This window comes from Brevundimonas sp. AJA228-03 (assembly GCF_017795885.1).
In the GTDB taxonomy this organism is placed as follows: domain Bacteria; phylum Pseudomonadota; class Alphaproteobacteria; order Caulobacterales; family Caulobacteraceae; genus Brevundimonas.
Genome location: NZ_CP059297.1, coordinates 327,616 through 352,742 on the forward strand (window position 1 = coordinate 327,616; position 25,127 = coordinate 352,742).

Genomic DNA, 25,127 nt, shown 5'->3' on the forward strand with positions numbered 1-25,127 from the left:
CTCCCCTCGGGAGAGGAGGCGTCACACCGGGTGCGTCGGCGGCGGCTGGACCGGTTCCGAGCGGGTCGTGACAGCCGCATCCTCCGGGAGAGGAATGAACTCCAGGTCGTCCTCGTCGGGCAGTTTCATCCGGCCCGCCTGCCAGTCGGCCTTGGCCTGATCCAGCCGGGCCTGGGACGACGAGACGAAATTCCACCAGATGAGCCGCGGGCCCACCGGCTCGCCGCCCAGGGCCATGACGGTGGCCTGGGTCAGGGACTTCACGGTCGGCTCGGCATGAGGCGCCAGCACGATCATCTGGCCCTCGTGGAAGGTCCGGTCGCCGATCTCGACCTGGCCCTTGGCGACATACAGCGCCCGCTCCGACATGCCGCCCGCGCCCTTCCCCGACGGCGGGGTGGTCCGCACACCCGGCTGCATCTCCCAGTGGACATAGAACAGCGGCGAGGACGTCTTCACACTGGCCGCCGCGCCATAGGCCTCGCCCGCCACCAGCCGCGCGAACAGGCCGCTGTTCTCATAGGCCGGCAGCGAGTCCTCGCCATGGTGCTGGAAGCCGGGGTCGATCTCCTCGGCCTCATCGGGCAGGGCGATCCAGGCCTGCATGCCGTTCATCGGCCCGCCCTGCGCCTGCTTCAGCGGATCGGTGCGTTCGGAATGGACGATGCCCTTGCCCGCCGTCATCCAGTTGACCTCGCCCGGACGGATCGCCTGACTAAAGCCCAGACTGTCGCGGTGCATGATCTCACCCTCGAACAGATAGGTCAGGGTCGACAGGCCGATGTGGGGGTGGGGCCGCACATTGATCGCCTCGGACCCCGGCGCGAACTCGGCCGGACCCATATGATCCAGAAAGATGAACGGCCCGACCATCCGGCGCGAATGGAACGGCAGGATGCGCCCGACCTCGAACCCGCCGAGGTCCTTCCTGCGCGCGTCGATCACCATCTCGATCATGTCGGTCGTCCCCGGGAAGGCTGTGGCCACCAGCATCGCGCGTGCCGGGGCTCTGGATCAAGTCCGGCGATCAGGACCGGGCGTCAGAGGTCGACCAGGGCGGCCAGCTTCAGCACCGTGTTCCAGTTGCGCCCCGTGCCCGTGCCGATCAGCCGAGGCTGCGCCTTCTGGGCCATTTTCGACGCGCCGATGCCGTCCGGATGCCAGAAGAACAGGTTTCCGCCAGCCGCCGCGACCGCCTCATCGCCGGTGGCAAGGGCGCGCAGGGCCTCCACCGCTCCCGGCCGGATCTCGCCCTTCATCACCATGACGAGCAGGCGGGTCGGATCCGATGCCGCGGCATCGGCAAAGGGGTTGGCGGCCATCATCGCCGCCCACTGGGCGGGGGTGCGCACCAGGGTCTCGATCAGCCGGCCGAACCGGACCTCGGTCTCCGCCTCGATCGCCGCTTCCAGCTCGGCCGGATCCCGGTCGCTGCCGACCACCAGATTGCCGCTGGCCATCAGGGTGCGCGGATTGGCCAGCCCCATCGCCTCGGCCATCGCGCGCTGCTCGGTCACCGGAGCGCGAATGCCGCCGGTGTTCATCGCGCGGAACAGGACGATGCGGTGATCCATCATCGCCTCTGGCATGTGGGGCAGTAGAAGGTCGAGCGGCCGCCCTGGACGATGCGCCGGACCCTGCCGGTGCAGCCTTCGCCGAGGCAGGGCTGGCCCTCGCGGCCATAGACGTCGAACCGGTGCTGGAAATAGCCCTGGCCGCCGTCGGCATTGGCGAAGTCGCGCAGCGTCGATCCGCCCGCCGCGATGGCATCGGTCAGCACGTCGCGGACGACCGCCGCCAGCCGCTCCAGCCGGGGCCGCGAAACCTTGCCCGCCGCGATCAGGGGCGAGATGCGTGCGCGGTACAGGGCCTCGCAGACATAGATGTTGCCCAGACCGGCCACGATCCGCTGATCCAGCAACGACACCTTGATGGTCTGCTTCTTGCCCTCGAAGGCCTCGGCGAGGTGCGCGCCGGAAAAGCCGTTGCCGAGCGGCTCGGGTCCCAGACCGGCGAACCAGGCATGGCGGTCGACTGCGTCCGTCGCCATCAGCCCCATGAAGCCGAACCGGCGTGCGTCGGCGAACCCGATCCGGGTCGCGGACCCGTCGCGCAAGGCGCACAGGCTCATGTGTTCGTGCTTGCCGCCGATGGGAGCGGGCTCCTCGAACTCGCCCAGCTGTTCGCCGTCGACGGTGAAGCGCCCGGTCATGCCCAGGTGGGTCACCCAGGTCTCGCCGGTCGACAGGCCCGTCAGCAGGTATTTGGCCCGGCGGTCGATCCGCTCCACGGTCGCCCCCGTCAGCCGTTCGACGAACCGCTCGGGAAAGGGGAAGCGCAGGTCCGGGCGATTCTGTCGCACATGGGTCAGGCGCGCCCCGACCAGCACAGGCTCCAGGCCCCGTCGGACCGTCTCGACCTCGGGAAGTTCGGGCATGGCGCGGTCTAGCGGACGATGCGGCCGGGGTGAAGAGGCGTCACGCCGCCCTCAAGCCTGGGCCGATCATGCGATACCAGAGCATTTTACACGGAAACGCCATGGGTTCGACACAGAATACCAATGTTTCCGTGATGTATCCGCCGCAGAAACGGAGCAGGGCTTCGTCTCAGCTTCGTGTCGGGGGATTCGATGGCGCACATCACAGCGCACGATGCACGCAGACGGCCCCGGCCTTGGGTCAGCCTTCATGGCCTGCGCCGGGAGGCGACACGAATCAGGCTGTCGCTGGCCGCCGGTCTTCGGCCGGGGGAACCGGTGACGATAGCGGCCGTCGCCTTGCTGGCCCTGTCGCTCTATTTCGTGCTTCTGCCGGGTGTCGATATCGCAGTGGCCCGGCTGTTCCATTCGCCGGAGACCGGCTTTCCCCTGGCCGACAACGTCGTGCTGAAGGCGCTGAGAAAGTCCTCGACCTATGTACTGATGTTGATCGTCCTGGGCCTGCTGGGCGAGATCGCGGTCGGACTCCGGGCCCGTGTCGGCCGTTTCCGGCACTACAGCCGACGGGCCGTGGTGCTGCTGGCCGGACTGGTGATCGGGCCGGGCCTGATCGTCAACGGCCTGCTGAAGTCGATGTGGGGGCGGCCGCGCCCGATCCAGACCGACCTGTTCGGCGGCGACGCGACCTTCACCCCCGCATGGACGATCAGCGACGGCTGCGCGCAGAACTGCTCGTTCGTTTCCGGCGAGGCGTCGTCGGCAGCCTGGATGGTGGCGGCGGTCTGGGTGATGACGCCACCCGAGTGGCGGCGCTGGACCGTTCCGGCCGCTCTGACCTATGGCATCGCCCTGTCGGTCAACCGGATGGCGTTCGGCGGCCATTACCTGTCCGACACCCTGCTGTCGTGGGCCATCACGGGCCTGGTGCTGGCCGTCCTGCATCGCCTCACCCTGGCCTGTCCGGTCGAGGCCCGGCGCGCCCGGCGCGGGCAGCGAAGCCGCCCCGGCGTCGCCTGATCATTCGCCCGGCGTGAGAGGGGCGTTGCCCAAGCGGGGTTTTGTCGATTAGGTCGCGCGGACCGTCGCATACAGGATCGCCGCATGACCCAGACCGCCCCCGCCGCCCCGCCCGCCCGGCGCGTGGAGCTGACCGTCCGGGCCGTGATCCTGGGCTGTCTGCTGGCGGTGATCTTCACGGCCGCCAACACCTATCTGGGCCTTAAGGTCGGGCTGACCTTCGCCTCGGCCATTCCCGCGGCGGTCATTTCCATGGCCATCCTGCGGGCCTTCAGGACCTCGACGATCTGGGAGAATATGACGGTCCAGACCGTGGCCTCGGTCGGCGGTGCGATGAGTTCGATCATCTTCGTCCTGCCCGGCCTCGTCATGGTCGGCTGGTGGACCGGGTTTCCCTTCTGGGAATCGGTGCTGATCTGCGTGTTCGGCGGCGTGCTGGGCGTGACCTTCTCCATCCCTCTCCGTCGCGCCCTGGTCGTCGATGCGGGCCTGCCGTATCCCGAAGGCGTCGCGGCGGCCGAGGTCCTGACCGTCGGCTCTCGCGGGGCCGAACAGACCGACAGCGCGGTGCGCGAGAACAAGGCCGGTCTGGCCGTCGTGGTCGTCGGTGCCATCGTGTCCACCGTCTATGCCTGGCTGGTGTCGGCGCGGGTGTTCGCTGGCGAGGCGGCGCGGTTCGTCAAATTGCCCGCCTCTCTGGGCGGCGGAGCCACCGGTCTGGGCTTCGGCATGCAGTTCGCGCTTCTGGGGGCCGGACACCTGATCGGGCTGACGGTCGGTCTGGCCCAGCTGTTCGGCCTGATTGTCGCCTGGTTCGTGTTCGTGCCGCTGATGACCTCGCCCGACCTGGTGGCCTGGCTGGCCAGCCATGGGATCGAGTCCATCGCCTCCACCGTTGCCGGGGCCTCGCCCGAGGAACTGGCCACGACGGTCTGGCGACGCGAGGTCCGGTTCATGGGGGCGGGGGTGATCGGCGTGGCCGCCCTGTGGACCCTGATCAAGCTGGCCGGACCGCTGGTCGGCGGCCTGACCTCGGCGCTGGCGGCCAACCGGCGCCGTGCCGGGGGCGAGGTGCTGGAACGCTCCGAGCAGGACATTCCCATCCATCTGATCGGACTGATCTCGGTCGCCTGCCTGGTCGGTATCGCCGGCATCCTGGCGGTCTTCGCCCAGAGCAATCCGACGCTGGCCGGATCGACCGCCCTGCTGGTCGGCGGGGGTCTGGTCTATGTCGTCGTCATCGGCTTCGCGGTGGCGGCGATCTGCGGCTATATGGCCGGGCTGATCGGGTCCTCGAACAGCCCGGTGTCGGGCGTCGGCATCCTGGCCATCGTCATCGCCTCGGTCCTGATGCTGGGCGTGATGGCGCTGTCGGGCCTGCCCGCCGATCCGTCGGTCGTGGCCTTCGCCCTGATCGTGACGGCGGTGGTCTTTGCCGTGGCCGTGATCGCCAACGACAACCTGCAGGACCTGAAGACCGGCCAGTTGGTCGGGGCCACGCCCTGGCGTCAGCAGACGGCGCTGATCATCGGCGTGGGCGCGGGCGCGATCGTCATTCCCCTGATCCTGAACCTGCTGAACCAGGCCTTCGGCTTCGAGGGCGGCCCGGCCGGGATCGCCGACGAGCCTCTGGCCGCCCCGCAGGCCACGCTGATCTCGGCCCTGGCCAAGGGGGTGATCGACGGCGGGCTGCGCTGGGACCTGATCGGCATCGGTGCCGTGATCGGCGTCGTCATCATCGTGCTGGACGCAGTGCTGAACGCGACGAGCAAGGGCCGGGTCAAGCTGCCGCCGCTGGCCGTCGGCATCGGTTTCTATCTGCCCGCCGCAGTGACCACGATGCTGGTCATCGGGGCCGTCGCGGGCTGGGTCTATGACCGGGCGATCAAAACCACCCGCTTCGCCGACGTCGGCCGGCGCATGGGCGTGCTCCTGGCCAGCGGCCTGATCGTGGGCGAGAGCCTTTTCCTGGTCATGACGGCCGGGGTCATCGTGGCGACCAAAAACGACTCTCCGTTCGCCCTGATCGCGGAAGGATCCTCCTGGCCGGCCATGCTGGCGGGGATCGTCGCCTTCGCCGTCCTGACCCTGGCGCTCTACACCTGGGTCCGGAGCCGGTCCGCCAGGGTCTGAGGCGGCGGTCTATTCCCGATAGGCGTCGTGGCAGGAGCCGCAGGTGCCCCGCACGGTGGTCCAGGCTGCCAGCGCCCCGGCCGTGTCGTTGGCGGCGACCTTCGCCTGAAGGTCCGCCGTCGCGGCGGCATAGGCCGCAGCCCTGGCCTCGAATCCCGCGCGGTCCGACCAGATCTCGGCCCGGGCCTTGGTCGCGCCCGGCAGGCTGTCCGATCCGGTGCCGGCCGGGAACATCGTCGGCAGGGCCGTGGCCCACTTGTTCAGGCCGGAGGCGGCGAACGCGATGCCCTGTGGCGGCGCGCCCGCGTCCAGCTGGGTCTTGATCGCCCCCAGGGTGACGGCGGACATGTCGAACGACGCCTGACGCGCGGCGACGATCTCGGCCGGGCCCGGCGATGTCTGGCCCTGGGCCCCGGCAACGCCTGCCACGCCCATCAGGGCGACCACGCCCACCACGATCGTTCGCTTCATTGGCCCGCTCCCGCTGATTGAGAGGCGAAGGCTGCGCCGGGACCTGCGCCCTGTCAAATCTGTGCCGTGCTGCGCCCCTATGGCCTTTCGCGCGCCCAGCCTGTAAGAGGCGCGCGCTCCCCGCATGACGCCCCTAACGAGCGGCCCCCGCATTTGTCGGCCGCCTTTTCGCATTGACAGATTAGAACCTCGGCCATGAACCTACGCAACGTCGCCATCATCGCCCACGTCGATCACGGCAAGACCACCCTGGTGGACCAGCTCCTGGCCCAGTCCGGCGTCTTCCGGGCCAATGAGGCCACGACCGAGCGCGCCATGGACTCCAACGACCAGGAGAAGGAACGCGGCATCACCATCCTGGCCAAATGCACCTCGGTGCTCTGGAACGGCAAGGCGGGCGAGACGCGCATCAACATCATCGACACCCCCGGCCACGCCGACTTCGGCGGCGAGGTCGAGCGCATCCTGGGCATGGTGGACGGCTGCGTCATCCTGGTGGACGCCGAAGAGGGCGTGATGCCCCAGACCAAGTTCGTGCTGACCAAGGCCCTGAAGATGGGCCTGCGCCCCATCCTGTGCATCAACAAGGTCGACCGCGCCCACGCCGATCCCGACCGGGTCCACAACGAGACCTTCGACCTGTTCGCCGCCATCGGCGCGACGGACGAGCAGCTGGACTTCCCGCACATCTACGCCTCGGGCCGCAACGGCTGGGCGACGATGGATCTGAACCAGCCCAACGACAATCTGGCCCCCCTGTTCGACCTGATCGTCGACCACGTGCCGCCGCCGAAGGTGCAGGACAACAGGGACAAGCCGTTCCAGATGCTGAACGTGCTGATCGAAAGCGATCCTTTCCTTGGCCGGATCCTGACCGGCCGCATCGAGAGCGGCAAGGCCGTCCCCGGCATGGCGATCCACGCCCTGGATCGTGACGGCAAGGAGATCGAGCGCGGCCGGATCACCAAGGTCCTGGCCTTCCGCGGCCTGAAGCGTCAGGCGCTGGACGAGGGGTCGGAAGCGGGCGACATCGTGGCCATCGCCGGCATGTCCAAGGCGACCGTGGCCGACACCCTGTGCGCCCTCGAGGTCACGGACGCCCTGCCCGCGCAGCCGATCGACCCGCCGACCATCTCCATGACGGTCTCGGTCAACGACAGCCCCCTGGCCGGCCGCGAAGGCGACAAGGTCCAGTCGCGCGTCATCCGCGATCGTCTGCTGAAGGAGGCCGAGGCCAACGTCGCCATCCGCGTGACCACGACCGAAGGCGGCGACGCCTATGAGGTCGCGGGCCGGGGCGAACTGCAGCTGGGCGTTCTGATCGAGAACATGCGCCGCGAGGGGTTCGAGGTCTCCATCAGCCGTCCGCGGGTGGTCTATCAGGAGGGACCGAACGGCGAGAAGATGGAGCCGATCGAGGACGTCATGATCGACGTCGACGACGAATACTCCGGCGTCGTCATCGAGAAGCTGTCGCAACGCAAGGCCGAGCTGACCGACATGGGTCCGTCGGGTGCCGGCAAGACCCGCATCAGCCTGAAGGCCCCGTCGCGCTCGCTGATCGGCTATCAGGGCGAGTTCCTGACCGACACGCGCGGTTCGGGCGTCTTGAACCGCGTCTTCAGCCACTATGAGCCGTTCAAGGGCGAGATCGCCGGCCGTCTGAAGGGTGTGCTGATTTCCAACTCCGACGGTGACACGGCCGCCTTTGCCCTGTGGAACCTCGAGGATCGCGGCGTGATGTTCGTCGGTGCCGGCGAGAAAACCTATGAGGGCATGATCATCGGCGAGAACGCCCGCTGGGACGACCTCGACGTCAACCCGATCAAGGGCAAGCAACTGACCAACGTCCGCGCCTCCGGCAAGGACGAGGCCGTGCGTCTCACGCCGCCTCGCCAGATGTCGCTGGAGCAGGCCATCGCCTATATCTCCGACGACGAGCTGGTCGAGGTCACGCCCAAGTCCATCCGCCTGCGCAAGCAGACGCTGAACCCGTCGTTCCGCAAGAAGCGCGCGCGTCCCGACTGGGCATGATGACACGGCGGCCCCGGACCTGATCCGGGAGATCGATCCGGAATGCAGGAGGCGCACGAGCGATCGTGCGCCTCTTCTGCGTTCGGCCCTGCGCGGGTCGAGGGATCAGGGGCTGGAACAGACCGGGCACCCCGGATCGGCGGTGACGGTGACCGTCCGGCTGGTCGCGGACAGGCCGTCGTAGAGCATCAGCCGACCGGTCAGGGGTTCGCCTGCGCCCGTGATCCGCTTGATCGCCTCGAGGGCCGCCATCGCCCCGATGACGCCTGCCAGAGCGCCGACGACGCCGACGCGGGCGCAAGTCTCGGCATCCGGCGGACTTTCAGGTACCAGGCAGCGGTAGCAGGGGCGGCCAAGGAAGACTCCCACCTGACCGCTCCATCGTCCCAGGGCCCCCGAAACCAGCGGAACCCCGGCAGCGACGCAGGCGGCGTTTACGATGTGCCGTGTGGCGAAATCGTCGGTGCCGTCCAGAACGACATGGGTGCCGGAGATCACGGCCGGGGCATTGTCCGCGTTCAGCGGGTGGTCCAGGGCTTCGACGCGGACATGAGGATTGATAGCGGTCAGATGCCCGGCCGCCGCCTCGACCTTGGCGCGGCCGATGTCAGCCGTGTCGAACAGGATCTGGCGCTGAAGATTGGACAGGGCGACCGCATCGCCGTCCACGATCCGGATCGTCCCGACGCCCGCCGCCGCCAGATACAGGGCGGCAGGCCCCCCGACGCCACCCGCACCGACGATCAGGACGGTGGCAGCCGCCAGCTTCTGCTGCCCCGGTCCGCCAATCTCGGCCAGAACCAGGTGGCGGGCGTAGCGTTCGACCTCTTCGGGAGAAAATGCCATCGGCTCCCACTAGGCGCTGTAGCGGAGGACGTCACGCCGCCTGTTTGAGATCGACGATCCGTTCGGCCTCCTGGCCGGTCATGGTCTCCATCCGGGGCGAGCCGATCGCCTTCAGCAGGGCCGATGGATTCCGGCTCAGGCTCATGGGCTCGCAGAAGCGACGTTCGGCGATCGGCCTGTCCACGAGAATGCGGATGTTCGTATGACGTCGGTCTTCGCGCAGGCGACGCATCAGGCGGTCGATGTCGATCCGCGCGCCTTCTATCGCGTGAAGGCACCAGCCGTCGTGAAACAGGATGCCGCTGGTGATGTGATCGCGGCGGTTGTTGCGCCCGGCAATGCCCAGAATCTGGGCGATGGACAGTGTGGAGGCTCCGGTCGAGCCGACAGCTTCGCTGACGTAGATAAGGCGATACAGCACGATTTTACTCAGATAACGCGGTTTACTGGGTATTATGTTGCAGCATTAACGAGCTGCATTGGTGAAAATATGACGACGCCGGCATACTTTCTTTGCACGGCTTTCGGCTTGCCGCATCGCAATCCGTTCTCCATCTGGGAGGCATGAGCCAAACACATTCGACATTCCCGGACTGGCACGGCACCACCATTCTGGCGGTGCGCAGAAGTGGCCGCACCGTCATCGCCGGCGACGGCCAGGTCTCCATGGGGCCCACCATCGTCAAGGGTGCGGCCCGCAAGGTGCGCACCCTGGCGGGCGGCAAGGTTCTGGCGGGCTTTGCCGGTGCCACCGCCGATGCCTTCACCCTGATCGAACGGCTGGAGGCCAAGCTGGAGCAATATCCCGACCAGCTGGCCCGCGCCTGTGTCGATCTGGCCAAGGACTGGCGCACCGACCGCTATCTGCGCCGGCTGGAGGCCATGCTGCTGGTCGCAGACAGGGACTCCATCTTCACCGTCACGGGCGTCGGCGACGTGCTGGAACCGGAATATGGGGTCGCGGCCGTCGGGTCGGGCGGCAACTATGCCCTGGCGGCCGCCCGCGCCCTGATCGACAACACCGACCTGGACGCCGAGGCGGTGGCGCGTCGCGCCATGGCGATCGCGGCCGACATCTGCGTCTATACCAACGGCAATCTGACCGTCGAAACGCTCGGCAGAGGCCGCGCATGACCGACCTGTCCCCCCGCGAGATCGTCTCCGAGCTGGATCGCTATATCGTCGGTCAGGACGACGCCAAACGCGCCGTCGCGGTCGCCCTGCGCAACCGCTGGCGACGAAAGCGGGTGCCTGCCGATCTGCGCGACGAGGTCACGCCCAAGAACATTCTGATGATCGGACCGACCGGCGTCGGCAAGACCGAGATCGCGCGCCGTCTGGCCCGCCTCGCCGGTTCGCCCTTCCTCAAGGTCGAGGCGACCAAATTCACCGAGGTCGGCTACGTCGGCCGTGACGTCGACCAGATCATGCGCGATCTGGTGGAGGCGGCCCTGGTCATGGTGCGTGATACCCGCCGCACCGGCGTGAGGGCCAAGGCCGAATCGGCGGCCGAAGAGCGAATCCTGGACGCCCTGGTCGGCCCGGGATCGCAGCCCGCGACCCGTGACAGCTTCAGGAAGAAGCTTCGCGCCGGAGAGATGGACGACAAGGAGATCGAGCTGCAGCTGGCCGACACCGCCTCGCCGATCCAGGGGCTGGATATCGGCGGCGGCGGCAACGTCGGCCTGCTGAACCTGTCGGACATGCTGGGCAAGCTGGGCGGCGGGCGGACGCGGTCGGTCAGGACCACCGTCCGCGACGCCCTGCAGCCCCTTCTGGCGGAAGAGAGCGACAAGCTGCTGGATCAGGACAGTCTGACCCGCGAGGCCCTGCTGCTGGCCGAGAACGAGGGCATCGTCTTCATCGACGAGATCGACAAGGTCGCCGGCCGTCAGGATCGTGGCGGGGCCGATGTTTCGCGCGAAGGCGTGCAACGCGACCTCCTGCCCCTGATCGAGGGCACCACAGTCTCGACCAAATATGGCCCGGTGAAATCGGACCATGTGCTGTTCATCGCCTCGGGGGCCTTTCATGTCGCCAAGCCCAGTGACCTGCTGCCCGAACTTCAGGGCCGTTTGCCGATCCGCGTCGAGCTGAAGGCCCTGACCCGCGACGACTTCGTGCGCATTCTGACCGAGCCCGAGGCCAATCTGATCCGTCAGAACCAGGCCCTGCTGGCCACCGAGGACGTCACCCTGACCTTCACGCCGGATGCGGTCGAGGCCCTGGCCGACGCGGCTGTGGCGGCCAATGGTGCGGTCGAGAATATCGGGGCCCGACGTCTGGTCACGGTGATCGAACGGGTGCTGGAGGAGACGTCGTTCAAGGCCTCTGACCTGTCGGGCCAGACGGTCGCCTTCGATGGCGATGCGGTGCGGGACAAGGTGGCCGAACTGGCCAGGAACGCCGATCTGAGCCGGTTTATTCTTTGAAAGATTCCCTCTCCCGGCGGGAGAGGGCTTGAGGCTCGCAGAGCGTAGCGATGCGTCAGCCGAAAGGGTGAGGGGTGCCGCCCTGACGCTTTCGCACCTCAATCCCTCACCCTTTCGCGCAAGAACGACGGCTTCGCCGCCGTGCGCTCAAGCCCTCTCCCGCCGGGAGAGGGTTTTGTGCTACAAGCCCCCCATCCCGCCCCTCAGGATCACTACCAGTGAGCGTCACGCTCGACCTGTCCCGCGTCTCTGCCTCGGCCCCCAGGGCCCCCGTCAACCTGTCCGGTCTGACGCGCGGAGCCTTGCGTCAGGCCCTGATCGACGCCGACATCTGCCCGCCGGAAAAGGCGAAGATGCGCGCCAGTCAGGTGTGGGGCTGGATCCACCATTTCGGCGTCACCGACTTCGACGCCATGACCAATATGGCCAGGGACGCGAAGGCGAAGATGGCCGCCGCCTTCACCCTCGACCGGCCCGAGATCGTCGAGCGGCAGGTCTCGGCCGACGGCACGCGCAAATGGCTGATCCGCACCGCCCCCGGCATAGAGATCGAGACGGTCTACATTCCCGATGTGGGCCGGGCAGGGGCCCTGTGCGTGTCGAGCCAGGTCGGCTGCACCCTGAACTGCACCTTCTGCCATACGGGCACCCAGGCCCTGGTCCGCAACCTGACGGCCGCCGAGATCGTGGCCCAGGTCCAGGTGGCCCGCGACGATCTGAACGAATGGCCGTCGCCCAAGGAAGACCGCCGCCTGTCCAACATCGTCTTCATGGGCATGGGCGAGCCGCTCTACAATCTGGACCACGTCTCGGACGCCATCGACATCATCTCGGACAACGAGGGCATCGCCCTGTCGCGCCGCCGGATCACGGTCTCGACCAGTGGCGTGGTGCCCCAGCTGGAGCCGCTCGGCACGCGGACCCAGGCCATGCTGGCCATCAGCCTGCATGCCACCAACGATGACCTGCGTGACGTCCTGGTGCCGCTGAACAGGAAGTATCCGCTGCAACAGCTGATGGACGGCATCCGCGCCTATCCGGGCCTTTCCAACGCCCGGCGCGTCACCTTCGAATATGTGATGCTGAAAGGGATCAACGACAGCCCCGACGAGGCCCGCGCCCTGGTCAAGCTGATCGAGGGCATCCCTGCCAAGGTCAATCTGATCCCCTTCAACCCCTGGCCGGGCACCGACTATGAATGCTCGGACTGGAAGACGATCGAGCGGTTCGCCGCGATCCTGAACAAGGCGGGGTATGCGAGCCCGATCCGCACGCCGCGGGGACGGGATATCCTGGCCGCCTGCGGGCAGCTGAAGTCCGAGAGCGAGAAGGTCCGGGCGAGCGCGCTCAGGAAGGCCGAGCAGGCGGCGGCTTAGGCGACGCTGCGCCTCGTCGCCCACGACCGCTCGTCGAAATCCATGGCGCGCGCGACGGCGACGAGCGATTGCCCATCCGGACGCTGTTCCACGACAACGATGTCCCCGGGCTGGAAGCTCCAGGCCTCGTCCTCGGGCACGGGCTCGTCAGCGATGCGGTATGTCGTCTGGCCCAACCGATGCGCCTGGACCGGCCGCCAGACGTCGGTTCCTTCGTCCAGCAGGCGGACGAACACGGTCGCGAGGTCAGTAGATGAAGCCATCGCCGCCGACATGGATCACGTCTCCAGAGACATCCTCGATCACGACCGATCGGCCCGTCCCGGGATGAATATAGCGCGTCGCGGGCGCTCCTGTCTCGCGATTGACCGCAGGGTGCCGTTCGCCATCCGCAATGGCCTCCGCGACCTGGGTCGATGTCCAGCCGCGCGCCCGCATCTGTCGGGCCAGTCTGTCGGGCGACTTCACCACGACAGAGCCGCCATCAGCTCCGGTAATCCCCGTTGATCTCGATGTAGCCCTTGGTCAGATCGCAGGTCCAGACGGTGGCCGAGGCGCGGCCTGAGCCGACGTCGACGCTGATCTCGATCTCCGATTTCTTCATATAGGCGCTCATCTTCGCCTCGTCGTAGGTCGGGGAAACCGCTCCGTCGACGGCCGCCACGTTGGGCCCAAAGCGGATCGCCAGGTGGTCGCGGTCGACGGGTTCCTCGGTCTTACCGACGGCCATGACGACCCGGCCCCAGTTGGCGTCCTCACCGGCGATGGCGGTCTTGACCAGGGGGCTGTCGGCGATCGACTTGGCGAGCTTCCTCGCCGAGGCCGGGCTGGCGGCGCCGTCCACGGTGACGCGCACGAACTTGGTCGCCCCCTCGCCGTCGCGGACCAGCTGGTGCGCCAGGTCGAGCATGACCTTTTCCAGCGCGGCACTGAACTCCTTCAGCCGCCGGTCGCCCAGACGGCCGATGCGGGGCGCGCCCGAGGCCCCCGTGGCGAACAGCAGGCAGGTGTCGTTGGTCGAGGTGTCGCCGTCGACCGTCACCGAGTTGAAGGTGGTCCGCACATGCAGGCCCAGCATGGCCCGCAGCACGTTCGGATGGATGCTGGCGTCGGTGACGATGAAGGCCAGCATGGTGGCCATGTCCGGCGCGATCATGCCCGAGCCCTTGGCGATCCCCGCGATCCGCACCTTGACCCCGTCGATCCGGGCCTCGGCATAGGAGCCCTTGGGGAAGGTGTCGGTGGTCATGATGCCCAGACCCGCCGCCGCCCATTGCTCGGTGTGAGGGGTGTCGCCGTCGAGCTTCGTCTCCACCTCGCCGAGCCTGGCCGCGATCTTCCGGTCGTCCAGCAGGACGCCGATCACCCCGGTGGAGGCCAGCATGACGTCGCGCTGGCGACAGCCGAACCGCTTGGCCACCTCGGAGGCCGTGCGGCGGGCCGCATCGGCTCCGGCCTTGCCGGTGAAGGCATTGGCGCAGCCCGCGTTGACGACCAGGGCCCGAACATCGAGGCCTCCGCCCGGCGCGTCCAGCTGGCGCTTGCACCAGTCGACGGGGGCCGAGCCGATCCTGTGGCGGGTAAAGACCCCGGCGCAGGTCGTGCCGCGGGCGAAACGGAACACCACCAGGTCGTCGCGTTCATGTTTGTAGAAGCCCGCGCGGGCGGTGGTGATCTCGACCCCGCCGACCGGCGGAATGGTCGGGAAGGGCACGGCCAGGGGCGAGACCTTCAGGCCGGGCTTGCCGGGCGTGGCCGGTGCCGCAGCCGGTGCCGTCGCGTGGGGCTGGGTCGCCTTGCGGATGGCGGTGGCGAAGGGATCCAGCGCCTTTTCGAAGGCCTGTTCGATGGCCTTGCCGGTCGAGACGGGCTTCTTCGGATCGGCGCTCATGGGGCGGTCGCCGTCGGTGCGGGGGCGGGAGCGGGAGCGGTTGCGGGGGCGGCCGACGCAGGTGCGGGGGTCGTCGGCGCGGCCATGCGCGGAGCCGAGGCGGGCTCCTGGGGCGCATTGCCCTCGGCGGCCAGCAGCACATCGACCCTGGCCTTGCCGCGCAGCTCCTCCAGCAGCTGGCGCACGCCTTCGTAGGTCAGATAGCGAACGATCTGGGGGCGGGCCTGATCCAGCGTCGGCGGGCTCTCGCGGCGGCGGTCCTCGACCCGCAGCACGGCCCAGCCGCCCTCGGTCTGGAACGGGCCGACCGTCGATCCGGCGGGGGCATCACGAAGCGCGCTGGCATAGGCCTGGGGCATGACGTCGGCGGTCGAATAGCCGAGGTCGCCGCCCGAGAACCGCGTCGCCTCGTCGATCGAGCGTTCCTGGGCCACGGCCTCGAACGACGCGCCCTGCCCCAGGATGCCGATGACGGCGTCCGCCTCGGGCCGGGAGCGCGACAGGATCAGGCGGACCCGGATCTCCTCGGAGGTCCGGGCCAGCCGCAGTTGTTCCTGATACAGGGTCTGGACCGCCTGATCCGAAATCGCGCCATTGACGACGTTCTCGACCAGCATGTCGCCGAGGATGCGCTCGCGGGTCGCCTCCAGCCGTCGTTGGGCGAGGGCGGAGTTGTCGAGGCCGCGCCGCTCGGCTTCGCGGGCCAGCAGTTTCTGATCCACCACCTCGTCCAGCACACGCCGGAACAGGTTGGAGGTGATGTCCAGGGGCTCGCCCTCGCCCACCAGCCCCTGCGCCACAGCCTCGCGCTTGACGTCGGAGGCCCAGATGGTCTGGTCCTGGACCCTGGCCACCGCCCGGTCGCCCGGTTCCGGCGGCTGGTCGCTGCCGCCGCCGCGCCCACAGGCGGCCAGCGCCAGAACAGCGGTCAAAGCCAGGACTGTGAAGGGGTTGCGCGAATGTCGCATCGGACGCTCCGTTCCGACTGAAGGGGTCCAAACGCCGGGCCGAAAAGCCCCTCGCGTTGACAGGGGTAGGGCCGGTGCTTAAGTCCCGCCTGCGCCCAAGTCGAGGGGTTTTCGATCGTATGCGCGGCGTGTTTCGCCGCCTCGTCCGGCAGCCACTCACGGGGCGTTCGTCGACGCCCGTTCAGGGCTTTTCCAGAGCTATCGACTGCTCGACCGTTTCCGGACCGCCCATGCTCGGCTTTGCCAAGAAATTCTTCGGCTCTTCCAACGACCGCAAGGTCAGGGACTTCATGGGCCGGGTCCAGAAGATCAATGCCCTGGAGCCGAAATACGCCGCCCTGTCCGATGACGAGCTGCGCATGATGACCCAGACCTTCAAGGACCGGGTCGCGGCCGGCGAGAGCCTGGACAGGCTGCTGGACGACGCCTTCGCCGTGTCGCGCGAGGCTTCCAAGCGGGTGCTGGGTCAGCGCCAGTATGACGTGCAGCTGACCGGCGGAATGATCCTGCACGAGGGGGGCATCGCCGAGATGCGGACCGGCGAAGGCAAGACCCTCGTCGCCGTGGCCCCGGTGTATCTGAACGCCCTGTCGGGCAAGGGCGTTCACGTCATCACGGTCAACGACTATCTGGCCCGGCGCGATGCCGAATGGATGGGTCGGGTCTACCGGTTCCTGGGTCTTGAGGTCGGCGTGATCGTCAACGGCCTCAGCCAGGGCCAGCGCCAGGCCTCCTACAACGCCGACATCACCTACGGCACCAACAACGAGTTCGGCTTCGACTATCTGCGCGACAACCTGGTCTATGACCGACGCGAGATGGTGCAGCGCCCGCACCATTTCGCCATCGTCGACGAGGTCGATTCCATCCTGATCGACGAGGCGCGCACGCCCCTGATCATCTCGGGGCCGACCGAGGACCGGTCGGATCTCTACAAGATCTGCGACGCCCTGGTGAAGGACCTGATCAAGGACCCGACGACCTTCGACCTCGACGAGAAGCAGCGCCAGTCGCTGCTGACCGAGGAAGGCTCCGAGAGGATCGAGCAACTGCTGGAGGAAGGCGGCCATTTCGCCGAGGACACGACGGGTCTTTACGACGCCGCCAACATCAGCCTGGTGCACCACGTCAACCAGGCGCTCCGCGCCAACACCCTGTACCAGAAGGACAAGGACTACATCATCAAGGCCGGCGAGGTCGTCCTGATCGACGAATTCACGGGCCGCATGATGACCGGTCGCCGCCTGTCCGAGGGTCTCCACCAGGCCATCGAGGCCAAGGAAGACGTCAAGATCCAGCCCGAGAACCAGACCCTGGCCTCGGTCACGATCCAGAACTATTTCCGCCTCTATGAAAAGCTGTCGGGCATGACCGGCACGGCCGCCACCGAGGCCCAGGAGTTCCACGACATCTACAAGATGGATGTGCTGGAGGTTCCCACCAACCGGCCGGTCCAGCGCATCGACCATGACGACGAGGTCTACCGGACCTATGCCGAGAAGGTTCAGGCGATCGCGCGCCAGATCGCCGACTGCCGCGAGCGGGGCCAGCCGATCCTCGTCGGCACCGTCTCGATCGAGAAGTCCGAACAGCTGTCGGAGATTCTCAGCAACTATGAGCACAAGGTGGAGGTGTCGCGCAGCCTCAAACCGGCTTTTGTCGGCAAGGAAAAGGAGGCCGCCAAGGTCGGCGACGCCGCCTGGGACATCAAGTACGAGACCAGGTTCAAGGGCATCCCGCACAACGTCCTGAACGCCCGCCAGCACGAACAGGAAGCCTTCATCGTCGCGGACGCGGGCCTGCCCGGCGCCGTCACGATCGCCACCAACATGGCTGGCCGCGGTACCGACATCCAGTTGGGCGGCAACCTGGAAATGCGGCTGGAGAAATACCGGCTGGACCAGCGCAACCTCGCCATCGAGGTCACGCCCGAGATGCTGGCCGCCGAGGAGGCCCGGCTGAAGGCCGACATCGCCGTCCAGAAGAAGATCGCCCTCGATGCCGGCGGCCTGTTCGTCCTGGGCACCGAGCGTCACGAAAGCCGCCGCATCGACAACCAGCTGCGCGGCCGCACCGGCCGTCAGGGCGACCCCGGCACGTCCAAATTCTTCCTGTGCTGCGAGGACGACCTGCTTCGCATCTTCGCCGGCGACCGGCTGGATGCGATCATGCGGAATTTCGGCGTGGCCGAGGGCGAGGCGATCTCGCACCCCTGGCTGAACCGCGCGGTCGAGACGGCGCAGAAGCGGGTCGAGACCCGCAACTACGACATCCGCAAGAACCTGCTGAAATACGACGACGTCGTGAACGACCAGCGCAAGGCCGTGTTCGAGCAGCGCCAGGAGTTCATGGATTCCGACGACCTGTCCGAACTGGTCGGGGAGTTCCGGCGCGACGTGGTCACCGACCTGGTCGACCGCTTCATGCCGCCGAAGGCCTATGCCGAGCAGTGGGACATCGACGGCCTGGACGAGAAGGTAAAGTCGACGCTGGGCCTCGACCTGCCGCTGCACGACTGGGCCGCCGAGGAAGGCGTGTCCAACGAGGAGGTCGAACAGCGCCTTCAGGACGCCGCCGACGCCCGCGCCGCCGAACGTCTGGAACAGCTGGGCACCGACCAGACCCGGGGACTGGAAAAGCAGTTCCTGATGCAGATGATCGACATGCAATGGCGCGAGCACCTGGTGCATCTGGACCACCTGCGCGGCGTCATCGGCCTGCGTGGCTATGGCCAGCGCGACCCGCTGAACGAGTACAAGACCGAGGCCTTCAGCCTGTTCGAGACCCTGCTGCACGAACTGCGGCACAATGTGACGCGCTGGCTGATGACGGTGGAGTTCCGTTTCGAGGCCCCGCCCGCGATGGAGATGCCCGAGTTCCAGGAAATCCACCTGAACCCCGGCACCGGCGTCAACGAAATGGCCGATCCGCTGGCCCAGAACCCCGAAGGGCAGCTGACTGGCGACGCCCGGTCGCGTCTGCCGGTCGAGCTTCTGCCGGCCGGCTGGGAGCGTACCCCCCGCAACGGCGACTGCCCCTGCCGCTCGGGCCGCAAGTTCAAGCATTGCCACGGGGCGCTGGTCTGACGCCCACCCTGTGGTAGTCTTGGTCCAGCGAGGACCGCCATGGGCAAGCACGAAACCATTACCGCCGAGCTCGACGAAGACGTTTATGCGGACGTCGAAGCGGCGGTGGCCGCCGGCGAGTTCACCTCGGTTGCTGAAGCATTGACGATGATTGTCAGCGAGTGGGTTGCCGCACGACGCTTCGAAAGCCCCGAAGAGATCGCCCGCATCCGTGCGTTGATCGAGGAAAGCCGGGCTGATCCTCGGCCCAGCATTCCGGCCGAGGAGGTTTTCGCTGAGCTTGAGGCCCGCTACGCCGATCCGGCGTGAGAGTCCGCTTCGCAGCCGTTGCTCGCCAGGAGTTGGTCGAGGTCGGCGATTACATCGCGACCGACAATCGATCAGCCGCGCGCCGCTACGTCGCTGGATTGAAGACGCACTGTGAAGCCCTCAGGCATTTTCCGAGACGTTTCACCGCGTGCCCTGAGTTTGGTAGCGGTCTGCACAGGACGCGTTACCGTTCGCACGACATCTATTATTCTGTCCAAGGCGAGATCGTGCTGGTCGAACGGATCGTCCACGCCATGCGAGACACCTCGACCCTCTCTTTCACACGGCGCGAATGACCTACAAACCCCTCTTCTCCCGCGCCCTGGCGCTCGACCACGAGCGGCTGCATTTCGCGGCCCACAGCCATCACCTCTGGCCGGACGCCAGTTTCGACGGTCAGGTGCGCGCCTGGGTCGAGGCGAACCATTTCGCCGACCGGAAATGGGATCTGATCCTGGGCGAGGTGATCCCCGAGGCGCAGAAACACGTCGCCGCAGAGCTGCATCTGCCGGACCCGGAGACCGTCGTGTTCGCGCCCAACACCCACGATTTTCTGATCCGCATCTTCTCGGGTTGTGAGACGAAGCCTGTGCGCATCCTGACGACCGACGGCGAGTTCCACGCCTTTCGCCGCCAGGCCGAGCGCTGGGAAGAGAGCGGCGACGCCGTCGTCACCCGCGTGCCGCTGGAGCCGTTCGAGACCTTCGACGCCCGGTTCACGGCGGCCGCCCGGGGCGGCGGGCACAACGTGATCTTCGTCAGCCAGGTCTTCTTCAAGACCGGCCAGGCGATCGGCTGCATCGACGACCTGGCGGCGCTGGCAAGACCAGAAGGGCCGTGGGTCATCGTCGATGGCTACCACGGCTTCATGGCCACTCCGACCGACCTGTCGGCGGTGGGGGACCGGATTTTCTATGTCTCGGGCGGATACAAATACGCGATGACCGGCGAGGGTGCGGGCTTCCTGCATGCGCCGGACGGCTTCTGCGAACGCCCTGTCGTCACCGGCTGGTTCGCGGAGTTCGGCAATCTGATGGGGCCGCCTGACGGGGTCCAGTACCGCGCCGACGCCGGCCGGTTCTGGGGCGCGACCTTCGAGTCCACGCCGATCTACCGCTTCAACGGCGTGCGCCGGATGCTGGACGAGCAGGGGCTGACGACGGCCGCCATTTCGGCCCATGCGGACCGGCTGTCGGCGCGGTTCTCGAAAGCCCTGGCGGCCGGAGACTGCGGGCGTCTGGGCGAGGCCGCAATCCTGAACCCCATCACCGGCGACGACGCGCCCCGGGCGCGTTTCCTGGCGCTGAAGCACAGGGACGCCCAGGCGTGGCGGGCGCGGCTGCTGGAGGCCAATGTCGTCACCGACGTGCGCGACGAGGTCATCCGCTTCGGCTTTGGCCTGTATCAGGACGACGCCGACGTCGAACGCCTGATCGAGACCTGCAGACGCCTGTTCTGACCGGCCTCTAGAAGAAGGTCGTATCTTCCTGCTGGGTCGGCTGCGGCGATGTGGCTGGCGGGCCGGGACGATCCGGTGTCGTGCGCGGGCGGGACGCTTCCGGCTGGCCCGTCGTTCCCGGCTGAGCCGGTTGGGGCGGCGCGACCTGGCCATCGGCGGGTGGGATGTCGGGCAGGGTCGGATAGGGCAGACTGCCCGGCTCGGCGGGACCGGGCAACCCGGGGGGCACCGGAGCACCGGGTTCGTCGAGGCTGGCGGGCGCGACGGCATCGGGCGCAGCGAAATCGTCGCGGATGAAGGCCCAGGACCGGGCGTCGGAACAGGCGCAGGCCTTCATGAAGCCCTCGCGGTCGCGCCAGATGACCAGTGGATAGCCGGTCGGAATGCCGGCATCCCGCAGCAGGTCGGTCAGCTCGGCGACGAAAGCGCGGCTGGCATCGACCACGGCCGAGCGCGCCAGATTGCCGTCCGCCGCCGGTATACCCGCCGCCGTCCAGTTGGGGGCCGGGGTGGCGGTCCAGCGCTGGTACAGGTTCCAGTCGCGGCTCAGCCACAGCTCGGCCACGGTGGCCCTTTCGGCGGCCGTGGACAGGGCCTGGCCCTCCTTGTCCGGCCGGGCGAAGACGACGACGCGGACCTCGACGCCCCCGGCGCGCAGCTTCCCGGCCTCTTCGCGCTCGTAACGCTGGCTGGCGGCGCTGTCGCGATAGCCGATGATGTAGAGCGGCTGGCCGCCGCCGCCTTCGGACACCCAGGACGCCTCGTCCAGCAGACGCTGGATCTCGGCCTGGTTGCGGGCCACGGTCACCGGCTGGAACCGCGCATAGAAGTTCCAGTAGGCCCAGTAGCCGCCGCCGGCGACGGCCAGGCCGATGATGACCGCCAGGGCCGACCAGATCAGGAAACGACGCATGCGGGGAGGCACTCCAGCTTCAGCTTAACGGCCACCATAATGCTTAACACCGAATTGCGTCGCCTCGAACACCGGCCGGGCAATGGCGAGGCCTCACCCCATGGTCGGGATGACGAACGATGAGTCCGCGTGTTCGAGGTCGCTGTCCGGCCACCGTGCCGTGACGGTCTTGACCTTGGTCCAGAACTTCACGCCCTCCATGCCGTGCTGGTTGGTGTCGCCGAAGGCCGAGCGCTTCCAGCCGCCGAAGGTGTGATAGGCGACCGGCACCGGGATCGGGACGTTGATGCCGACCATGCCGACATTGACCCGGGCGGCGAAGTCGCGGGCCGCGCGGCCGTTCTGGGTGAAGATGGCAACGCCGTTGCCGTACTGGTGCTGCGACGGCAGCGACAGGGCCTCCTCGAAGCTGGCGGCGCGCACGATCTGCAGCACGGGGCCGAAGATCTCCTCCTTGTAGGATTCCATCTGCGGCGTGACGTGGTCGAACAGCGACGGGCCGATGAAGTATCCCTTCTCGTGGCCCTGAAGCGAGAACCCGCGACCGTCGACGACCAGTTCGGCGCCGTCCTTCACGCCCTGTTCGATCCAGCCTTCGACCCGGGCCTTGTGCTGGGCGGTGACCACCGGACCGTAGTGGGCCCCGGCGTCGGTCGAGATGCCGACCCGCATCGTAGGGATCTCGGCCACCATCCGCTCGCGCAGTTCGTCGGCGGTTTTCTTGCCGACCGGAACCACGACCGGCAGGGCCATGCAACGTTCGCCGGCCGAGCCGTAGGCCGCGCCCGACAGGTCCTTGATCACCTGGTCCATGTCGGCATCGGGCAGGACGATGCCGTGGTTCTTGGCCCCGCCCATGGCCTGAACCCGCTTCCCGTTGGCGGCACCCACTTGATAGACATAGTGGGCGACGTCGGACGAACCGACGAAGCTGACGGCGTGGATTTGCGGGTGGGTCAGGATAGCGTCGACCGCCGCCTTGTCGCCGTGGACGACGTTCAGCACGCCTGCGGGCGCCCCCGCCTCCATCATCAGTTCGGCCAGACGCACCGGCACCGATGGATCACGCTCGGACGGCTTCAGGATGAAGGTGTTGCCGACCGCGATCGCCACGCCGAACATCCACATCGGGATCATGGCCGGGAAGTTGAACGGGGTGATGCCTGACACCACGCCCAGGGGCTGGCGCATCGAATAGACGTCGATACCGGGGCCGGCGCCCCAGGTGTATTCGCCCTTCAGCGCATGCGGGATGCCGCAGGCGAACTCGATCACTTCCAGACCCCGCTGGATGTCGCCTTTGGAGTCGGCGACGACCTTGCCATGCTCGGACGACAGCAGTTCGGCCAGCTCGGTCATGTTCGCTTCGACCAGCCGCTTGAACTCGAACATCACCCGCGCGCGGCGCTGGGGGTTCGTGCTGGACCAGCCCTCGAAGGCGGTCTGGGCGGACTGGACCGCGCGATCCATCTCCTCGATCGAGGCCAGCTGGACGCGGGCCTGGACCTCGCCCGTGTTCGGATTGAACACGTCGGCGAACCGGCCCGACGTTCCCGCGAAGGACGCACCGTCGATGAAGTGGTGAATGTCGCGCATGGCGTTTCCCTGGACCTGGATGCTCTTGACTGGCGGGCGGTTTAGCCCTGCGCCGGGACAGACGCCAGCGTCACCGCGTCGAACCGGGGACCCACTTTACATCGCCCGCACCGTTGGCATTGGCGCGTCGGGCCGCCACGAAAAGGTGGTCGGACAGGCGGTTCAGATAACGCAGGGCCTCCGGCGTCACGGCCGCGCCCGTCTCCACAAGGCGGATGGTATCGCGCTCCGCCCGCCGGGCGACCGTCCGGGCCAGGTGCAGATGCGCCGAAAGCGGCGAGCCACCCGGCAGGATGAAGCTGTCCAGCGACTTCAGGCTCTCGTTCATCCAGTCGATCTCGGCCTCGAGCCGTTCGACCTGCGACTGCACCATGCGCAGGGCTTCCCACGTCGGCGGCGGGTCCAGCGGCGTGGCCAGATCGGCCCCCAGGTCGAACAGCTCGTTCTGGATCCGGCCCAGCATGGCGTCGATGCGGTCGTTCTGGCCTGAATGCAGCCGGGCCACCCCGATTACCGCGTTCAACTCATCGACCGTGCCATAGGCCTCCACGCGGGGATCGCTCTTGGACACGCGCTCTCCCGAGGCCAGGCCGGTGTCGCCACCGTCGCCGGTGCGGGTATAGATCCTGTTCAGAACGACCACGCGCGTCTCCTCGTCAGCCGCCGTGGCTGTTTCTCCACCACAGCCCGGCCATCAGCAGGACCACGGCCGTCGCCTGCATGACCACGCGCAGCCGCATCAACCGGTTGGAATTGGACCGCGCATAGTCCCCGCCACGAAACAGCGAATAGATGCCGAAGCCCAGCACCACCGCGACGGCGAGGATGGCCATAAGGATCAGGATGTCGAACACGATGCCCATGGTCGCCTCTTAATCCCCCGCGGTCCGGGACGCCAGCGGCGGTCGCGCCGCACCCCGTTAAGTCCTGCCAAACCACGCTCGTCGCCATCCCCCTAACCTTTGCCGTTCAGAAAGGCCGGGTCAGGAGTTCCGTTTGACCGATCGTGCCGTCCGAAACCTCGCCAATCTGCGCAAGTCAGCCTCCACCGCGCGGGTGCTGAACCTGCTGCATGTCTGGCGTCAGCATGGACAAACCCAGGACTGGAAGTCCCAGCCCCTGTTTTCCAATCAGATGCTGAACAAGGCGCTCATCATCAAGCACCGCCTGCGCCGCAACGAGACCGAACAGTTCCGGGTCCGTCGCTATGTCGCCACCAAAATCGTCCTGCCGATCGACGGCGCAGACCTGCGGATCGGCGGCCGCTATCTGTTCGTGGATCAGATCGGTTTCGAAAAGTCGATGGAGGAGAGCTTCGGGATCAGTCCGCTGCATCCTGACCGGCAGACGCTGGCGCTGATCGACGAGTTGCCAAGTCTCGATCCCTTCCTGCTACGCGAGCAGCTGCGCCGGAGTGGCCGGACCCCGGCGGCCTGCTATTTCAACCTCTCCGAGGCCGATGTGGCCCGGATGACGGCCTTCGTCGCCGACGAGATCAGGCCGCTGGTCGACCTGAGCGTGGGGCTCGACAACGATCTGTCGACAGAGAACCCGGTGGCCCGGATGACGGCCAAGATGATGTCGAACTCGGCCGGAGAGGATTTGAGCGCCCTGGGGCAGACCCTGCAACTACCCCCCCACGAGTACGAGGAAGGCGTCTTCTGCTGGAAGGGCTTCCTCTACTACAAATGGGCCATGCAGAGTGTCACGGGCGAGATCGGCAGCGTTGTCGACAGTGTGCACCGGATCCGGGCCTCGGGTCCGGTCGACGTCGAACAGTACGCCGAGATCGACCGCGCGCGCGAGAAGATCCGGCACCGCATCCTGGTGACCTGCGAGGCCACGGCCGACATGCTGCGCGTTTATGACGCCGCCTTTCGAGGCCTGACGCAGGAAGGCCGCCCGACCGCCTTTCGCGAGTTTCTGCGCGACGCACCCCTGCTGTTCGCGCGGCTGGGTGAGCGGCTGGGTGCCGTCCAGCACATCGTCAGCTTCTGGAACTACCGGATGGCACCGGACAAGCCCCCGCTCACCGCCGAAGAGCTGATCGATCTGCTGTCAGATTTCGAGCTGAGCCTTTCGGGCACGGAGCGACCGGAAGCGCCGGCGCTGGCGGCCTGAAGACGTCAGCCGTCTACAGGCTGACGATCAGAGCGTGC

Annotated in this window: 25 protein-coding genes; 11 read left to right on the forward strand and 14 right to left on the reverse strand. The window is 67.4% G+C overall.

Going from position 1 to position 25,127, the window contains the following annotated elements; genetic code table 11:
• Positions 1-21 precede the first annotated feature (21 nt).
• The 3 genes from HZ989_RS01725 to mutM form a co-directional block, all read right to left on the reverse strand.
• Positions 22-957 (reverse strand): pirin family protein, encoded by a 936-nt coding sequence (locus HZ989_RS01725; RefSeq protein ID WP_209323012.1) that lies wholly within the window; start codon positions 955-957, stop codon positions 22-24.
• A gap of 83 nt (positions 958-1,040) precedes the next feature.
• A complete protein-coding gene (locus HZ989_RS01730; protein WP_209321931.1) occupies positions 1,041-1,574 on the reverse strand; it encodes a DUF1697 domain-containing protein in 534 nt (177 codons plus the stop codon).
• Positions 1,574-2,437 (reverse strand): bifunctional DNA-formamidopyrimidine glycosylase/DNA-(apurinic or apyrimidinic site) lyase, encoded by an 864-nt coding sequence (gene mutM / locus HZ989_RS01735; protein WP_209321932.1) that lies wholly within the window; start codon positions 2,435-2,437, stop codon positions 1,574-1,576. Before mutM ends, HZ989_RS01730 begins: the two co-directional genes overlap by 1 nt.
• A gap of 318 nt (positions 2,438-2,755) precedes the next feature.
• Here mutM and HZ989_RS01740 point away from each other — a divergent pair, with 318 nt between their 5' ends.
• Positions 2,756-3,454: a phosphatase PAP2 family protein gene (locus tag HZ989_RS01740; protein WP_245162419.1), complete on the forward strand. Its 699-nt coding sequence runs from the start codon at positions 2,756-2,758 to the stop codon at positions 3,452-3,454.
• A gap of 84 nt (positions 3,455-3,538) precedes the next feature.
• Entirely contained in the window at positions 3,539-5,587 is a 2,049-nt protein-coding gene (locus tag HZ989_RS01745; protein WP_209321934.1) for an OPT family oligopeptide transporter, read from the forward strand.
• A 9-nt stretch (positions 5,588-5,596) separates the two neighbouring features.
• Here the strand turns inward: HZ989_RS01745 and HZ989_RS01750 are convergent, their stop codons facing one another.
• Positions 5,597-6,058 (reverse strand): cytochrome c, encoded by a 462-nt coding sequence (locus HZ989_RS01750; RefSeq protein ID WP_209321935.1) that lies wholly within the window; start codon positions 6,056-6,058, stop codon positions 5,597-5,599.
• 195 nt (positions 6,059-6,253) lie between these two features.
• Between HZ989_RS01750 and typA the strand changes: the two genes are divergently transcribed.
• Positions 6,254-8,092, forward strand: a complete 1,839-nt coding sequence (typA, locus tag HZ989_RS01755) for a translational GTPase TypA (protein WP_209321936.1) — start codon at positions 6,254-6,256, stop codon at positions 8,090-8,092.
• 105 nt (positions 8,093-8,197) lie between these two features.
• Here typA and HZ989_RS01760 read toward each other — a convergent pair whose 3' ends face one another.
• Both HZ989_RS01760 and HZ989_RS01765 read right to left on the reverse strand, forming a co-directional pair.
• On the reverse strand, positions 8,198-8,938 hold the full coding sequence (locus HZ989_RS01760; protein ID WP_209321937.1) for a molybdopterin-synthase adenylyltransferase MoeB: 741 nt from the start codon (positions 8,936-8,938) through the stop codon (positions 8,198-8,200).
• 31 nt (positions 8,939-8,969) lie between these two features.
• Positions 8,970-9,359 carry a BLUF domain-containing protein gene (locus HZ989_RS01765; protein WP_209321938.1) on the reverse strand — a complete coding sequence of 130 codons (390 nt, stop codon included), beginning with the start codon at positions 9,357-9,359 and terminating at the stop codon, positions 8,970-8,972.
• A 143-nt stretch (positions 9,360-9,502) separates the two neighbouring features.
• On the opposite strand from HZ989_RS01765, the gene hslV reads away from it, so the two are divergent.
• The 3 genes from hslV to rlmN all read left to right on the forward strand — a co-directional run bounded on the left by hslV (position 9,503) and on the right by rlmN (position 12,746).
• Entirely contained in the window at positions 9,503-10,072 is a 570-nt protein-coding gene (hslV, locus tag HZ989_RS01770; RefSeq protein ID WP_209321939.1) for an ATP-dependent protease subunit HslV, read from the forward strand.
• Positions 10,069-11,370 (forward strand): ATP-dependent protease ATPase subunit HslU, encoded by a 1,302-nt coding sequence (gene hslU / locus HZ989_RS01775; RefSeq protein WP_209321940.1) that lies wholly within the window; start codon positions 10,069-10,071, stop codon positions 11,368-11,370. The genes hslV and hslU overlap by 4 nt, the downstream gene beginning before the upstream one ends.
• Positions 11,371-11,588: 218 nt before the next feature.
• Complete coding sequence (gene rlmN / locus HZ989_RS01780; protein WP_209321941.1) at positions 11,589-12,746, forward strand: 23S rRNA (adenine(2503)-C(2))-methyltransferase RlmN; 1,158 nt, start codon at positions 11,589-11,591, stop codon at positions 12,744-12,746.
• Here the strand turns inward: rlmN and HZ989_RS01785 are convergent.
• The 4 genes from HZ989_RS01785 to HZ989_RS01800 are packed head-to-tail and all read right to left on the reverse strand — an operon-like array spanning position 12,743 to position 15,605.
• Positions 12,743-13,021 carry a hypothetical protein gene (locus tag HZ989_RS01785; RefSeq protein ID WP_209321942.1) on the reverse strand — a complete coding sequence of 93 codons (279 nt, stop codon included), beginning with the start codon at positions 13,019-13,021 and terminating at the stop codon, positions 12,743-12,745. The two genes, rlmN and HZ989_RS01785, sit on opposite strands and share 4 nt — an antisense overlap.
• Complete coding sequence (locus HZ989_RS01790; RefSeq protein WP_209321943.1) at positions 12,993-13,217, reverse strand: colicin E5-related ribonuclease; 225 nt, start codon at positions 13,215-13,217, stop codon at positions 12,993-12,995. The genes HZ989_RS01785 and HZ989_RS01790 overlap by 29 nt, the downstream gene beginning before the upstream one ends.
• 13 nt (positions 13,218-13,230) lie before the next feature.
• On the reverse strand, positions 13,231-14,637 hold the full coding sequence (argJ, locus tag HZ989_RS01795; protein ID WP_209321944.1) for a bifunctional glutamate N-acetyltransferase/amino-acid acetyltransferase ArgJ: 1,407 nt from the start codon (positions 14,635-14,637) through the stop codon (positions 13,231-13,233).
• Positions 14,634-15,605 carry a peptidyl-prolyl cis-trans isomerase gene (locus HZ989_RS01800; protein WP_209321945.1) on the reverse strand — a complete coding sequence of 324 codons (972 nt, stop codon included), beginning with the start codon at positions 15,603-15,605 and terminating at the stop codon, positions 14,634-14,636. The genes argJ and HZ989_RS01800 overlap by 4 nt, the downstream gene beginning before the upstream one ends.
• 230 nt (positions 15,606-15,835) lie before the next feature.
• Here HZ989_RS01800 and secA point away from each other — a divergent pair, with 230 nt between their 5' ends.
• From secA to HZ989_RS01820, 4 genes are read left to right on the forward strand one after another with little or no spacing between them, the layout of a single operon-like run.
• Positions 15,836-18,691, forward strand: a complete 2,856-nt coding sequence (gene secA, locus HZ989_RS01805; RefSeq protein WP_209321946.1) for a preprotein translocase subunit SecA — start codon at positions 15,836-15,838, stop codon at positions 18,689-18,691.
• 39 nt (positions 18,692-18,730) lie between these two features.
• Positions 18,731-19,000 carry a hypothetical protein gene (locus tag HZ989_RS01810; protein WP_209321947.1) on the forward strand — a complete coding sequence of 90 codons (270 nt, stop codon included), beginning with the start codon at positions 18,731-18,733 and terminating at the stop codon, positions 18,998-19,000.
• Positions 18,997-19,296 (forward strand): type II toxin-antitoxin system RelE/ParE family toxin, encoded by a 300-nt coding sequence (locus HZ989_RS15290; protein ID WP_209321948.1) that lies wholly within the window; start codon positions 18,997-18,999, stop codon positions 19,294-19,296. The genes HZ989_RS01810 and HZ989_RS15290 overlap by 4 nt, the downstream gene beginning before the upstream one ends.
• Positions 19,293-20,459 carry an aminotransferase class V-fold PLP-dependent enzyme gene (locus HZ989_RS01820; protein ID WP_209321949.1) on the forward strand — a complete coding sequence of 389 codons (1,167 nt, stop codon included), beginning with the start codon at positions 19,293-19,295 and terminating at the stop codon, positions 20,457-20,459. Before HZ989_RS15290 ends, HZ989_RS01820 begins: the two co-directional genes overlap by 4 nt.
• A 7-nt stretch (positions 20,460-20,466) precedes the next feature.
• Here the strand turns inward: HZ989_RS01820 and HZ989_RS01825 are convergent, their stop codons facing one another.
• From HZ989_RS01825 to HZ989_RS01840, 4 genes are all read right to left on the reverse strand, one after another.
• Positions 20,467-21,372 (reverse strand): hypothetical protein, encoded by a 906-nt coding sequence (locus HZ989_RS01825; RefSeq protein ID WP_209321950.1) that lies wholly within the window; start codon positions 21,370-21,372, stop codon positions 20,467-20,469.
• 93 nt (positions 21,373-21,465) lie between these two features.
• Positions 21,466-22,968 (reverse strand): CoA-acylating methylmalonate-semialdehyde dehydrogenase, encoded by a 1,503-nt coding sequence (locus HZ989_RS01830; protein WP_209321951.1) that lies wholly within the window; start codon positions 22,966-22,968, stop codon positions 21,466-21,468.
• Between the two features lie 70 nt (positions 22,969-23,038).
• On the reverse strand, positions 23,039-23,611 hold the full coding sequence (locus HZ989_RS01835; protein WP_209321952.1) for a cob(I)yrinic acid a,c-diamide adenosyltransferase: 573 nt from the start codon (positions 23,609-23,611) through the stop codon (positions 23,039-23,041).
• A 13-nt stretch (positions 23,612-23,624) separates the two neighbouring features.
• Positions 23,625-23,831, reverse strand: coding sequence for a twin transmembrane helix small protein (locus HZ989_RS01840; protein WP_209321953.1), 207 nt, complete (start codon positions 23,829-23,831; stop codon positions 23,625-23,627).
• Positions 23,832-23,964: 133 nt separating this feature from the next.
• On the opposite strand from HZ989_RS01840, the gene HZ989_RS01845 reads away from it, so the two are divergent.
• Positions 23,965-25,089 carry a hypothetical protein gene (locus tag HZ989_RS01845; RefSeq protein ID WP_209321954.1) on the forward strand — a complete coding sequence of 375 codons (1,125 nt, stop codon included), beginning with the start codon at positions 23,965-23,967 and terminating at the stop codon, positions 25,087-25,089.
• Positions 25,090-25,127: the final 38 nt, after the last annotated feature.

Bases quoted from the DNA above. Each gene is read 5' to 3' on its own strand.
- HZ989_RS01730 (WP_209321931.1), bottom strand. From the start codon at position 1,574: ATGGATCACCGCATCGTCCTGTTCCGCGCGATGAACACCGGCGGCATT.
- HZ989_RS01725 (WP_209323012.1), bottom strand. From the start codon at position 957: ATGATCGAGATGGTGATCGACGCGCGCAGGAAGGACCTCGGCGGGTTC.
- secA (WP_209321946.1), top strand. From the start codon at position 15,836: ATGCTCGGCTTTGCCAAGAAATTCTTCGGCTCTTCCAACGACCGCAAG.
- argJ (WP_209321944.1), bottom strand. From the start codon at position 14,637: ATGAGCGCCGATCCGAAGAAGCCCGTCTCGACCGGCAAGGCCATCGAA.
- HZ989_RS01785 (WP_209321942.1), bottom strand. From the start codon at position 13,021: ATGTCGGCGGCGATGGCTTCATCTACTGACCTCGCGACCGTGTTCGTC.
- HZ989_RS01750 (WP_209321935.1), bottom strand. From the start codon at position 6,058: ATGAAGCGAACGATCGTGGTGGGCGTGGTCGCCCTGATGGGCGTGGCA.
- HZ989_RS01840 (WP_209321953.1), bottom strand. From the start codon at position 23,831: ATGGGCATCGTGTTCGACATCCTGATCCTTATGGCCATCCTCGCCGTC.
- HZ989_RS01810 (WP_209321947.1), top strand. From the start codon at position 18,731: ATGGGCAAGCACGAAACCATTACCGCCGAGCTCGACGAAGACGTTTAT.
- HZ989_RS01745 (WP_209321934.1), top strand. From the start codon at position 3,539: ATGACCCAGACCGCCCCCGCCGCCCCGCCCGCCCGGCGCGTGGAGCTG.
- hslU (WP_209321940.1), top strand. From the start codon at position 10,069: ATGACCGACCTGTCCCCCCGCGAGATCGTCTCCGAGCTGGATCGCTAT.
- HZ989_RS01820 (WP_209321949.1), top strand. From the start codon at position 19,293: ATGACCTACAAACCCCTCTTCTCCCGCGCCCTGGCGCTCGACCACGAG.
- HZ989_RS01830 (WP_209321951.1), bottom strand. From the start codon at position 22,968: ATGCGCGACATTCACCACTTCATCGACGGTGCGTCCTTCGCGGGAACG.
- HZ989_RS01825 (WP_209321950.1), bottom strand. From the start codon at position 21,372: ATGCGTCGTTTCCTGATCTGGTCGGCCCTGGCGGTCATCATCGGCCTG.
- HZ989_RS01760 (WP_209321937.1), bottom strand. From the start codon at position 8,938: ATGGCATTTTCTCCCGAAGAGGTCGAACGCTACGCCCGCCACCTGGTT.
- HZ989_RS01800 (WP_209321945.1), bottom strand. From the start codon at position 15,605: ATGCGACATTCGCGCAACCCCTTCACAGTCCTGGCTTTGACCGCTGTT.
- typA (WP_209321936.1), top strand. From the start codon at position 6,254: ATGAACCTACGCAACGTCGCCATCATCGCCCACGTCGATCACGGCAAG.
- mutM (WP_209321932.1), bottom strand. From the start codon at position 2,437: ATGCCCGAACTTCCCGAGGTCGAGACGGTCCGACGGGGCCTGGAGCCT.
- hslV (WP_209321939.1), top strand. From the start codon at position 9,503: ATGAGCCAAACACATTCGACATTCCCGGACTGGCACGGCACCACCATT.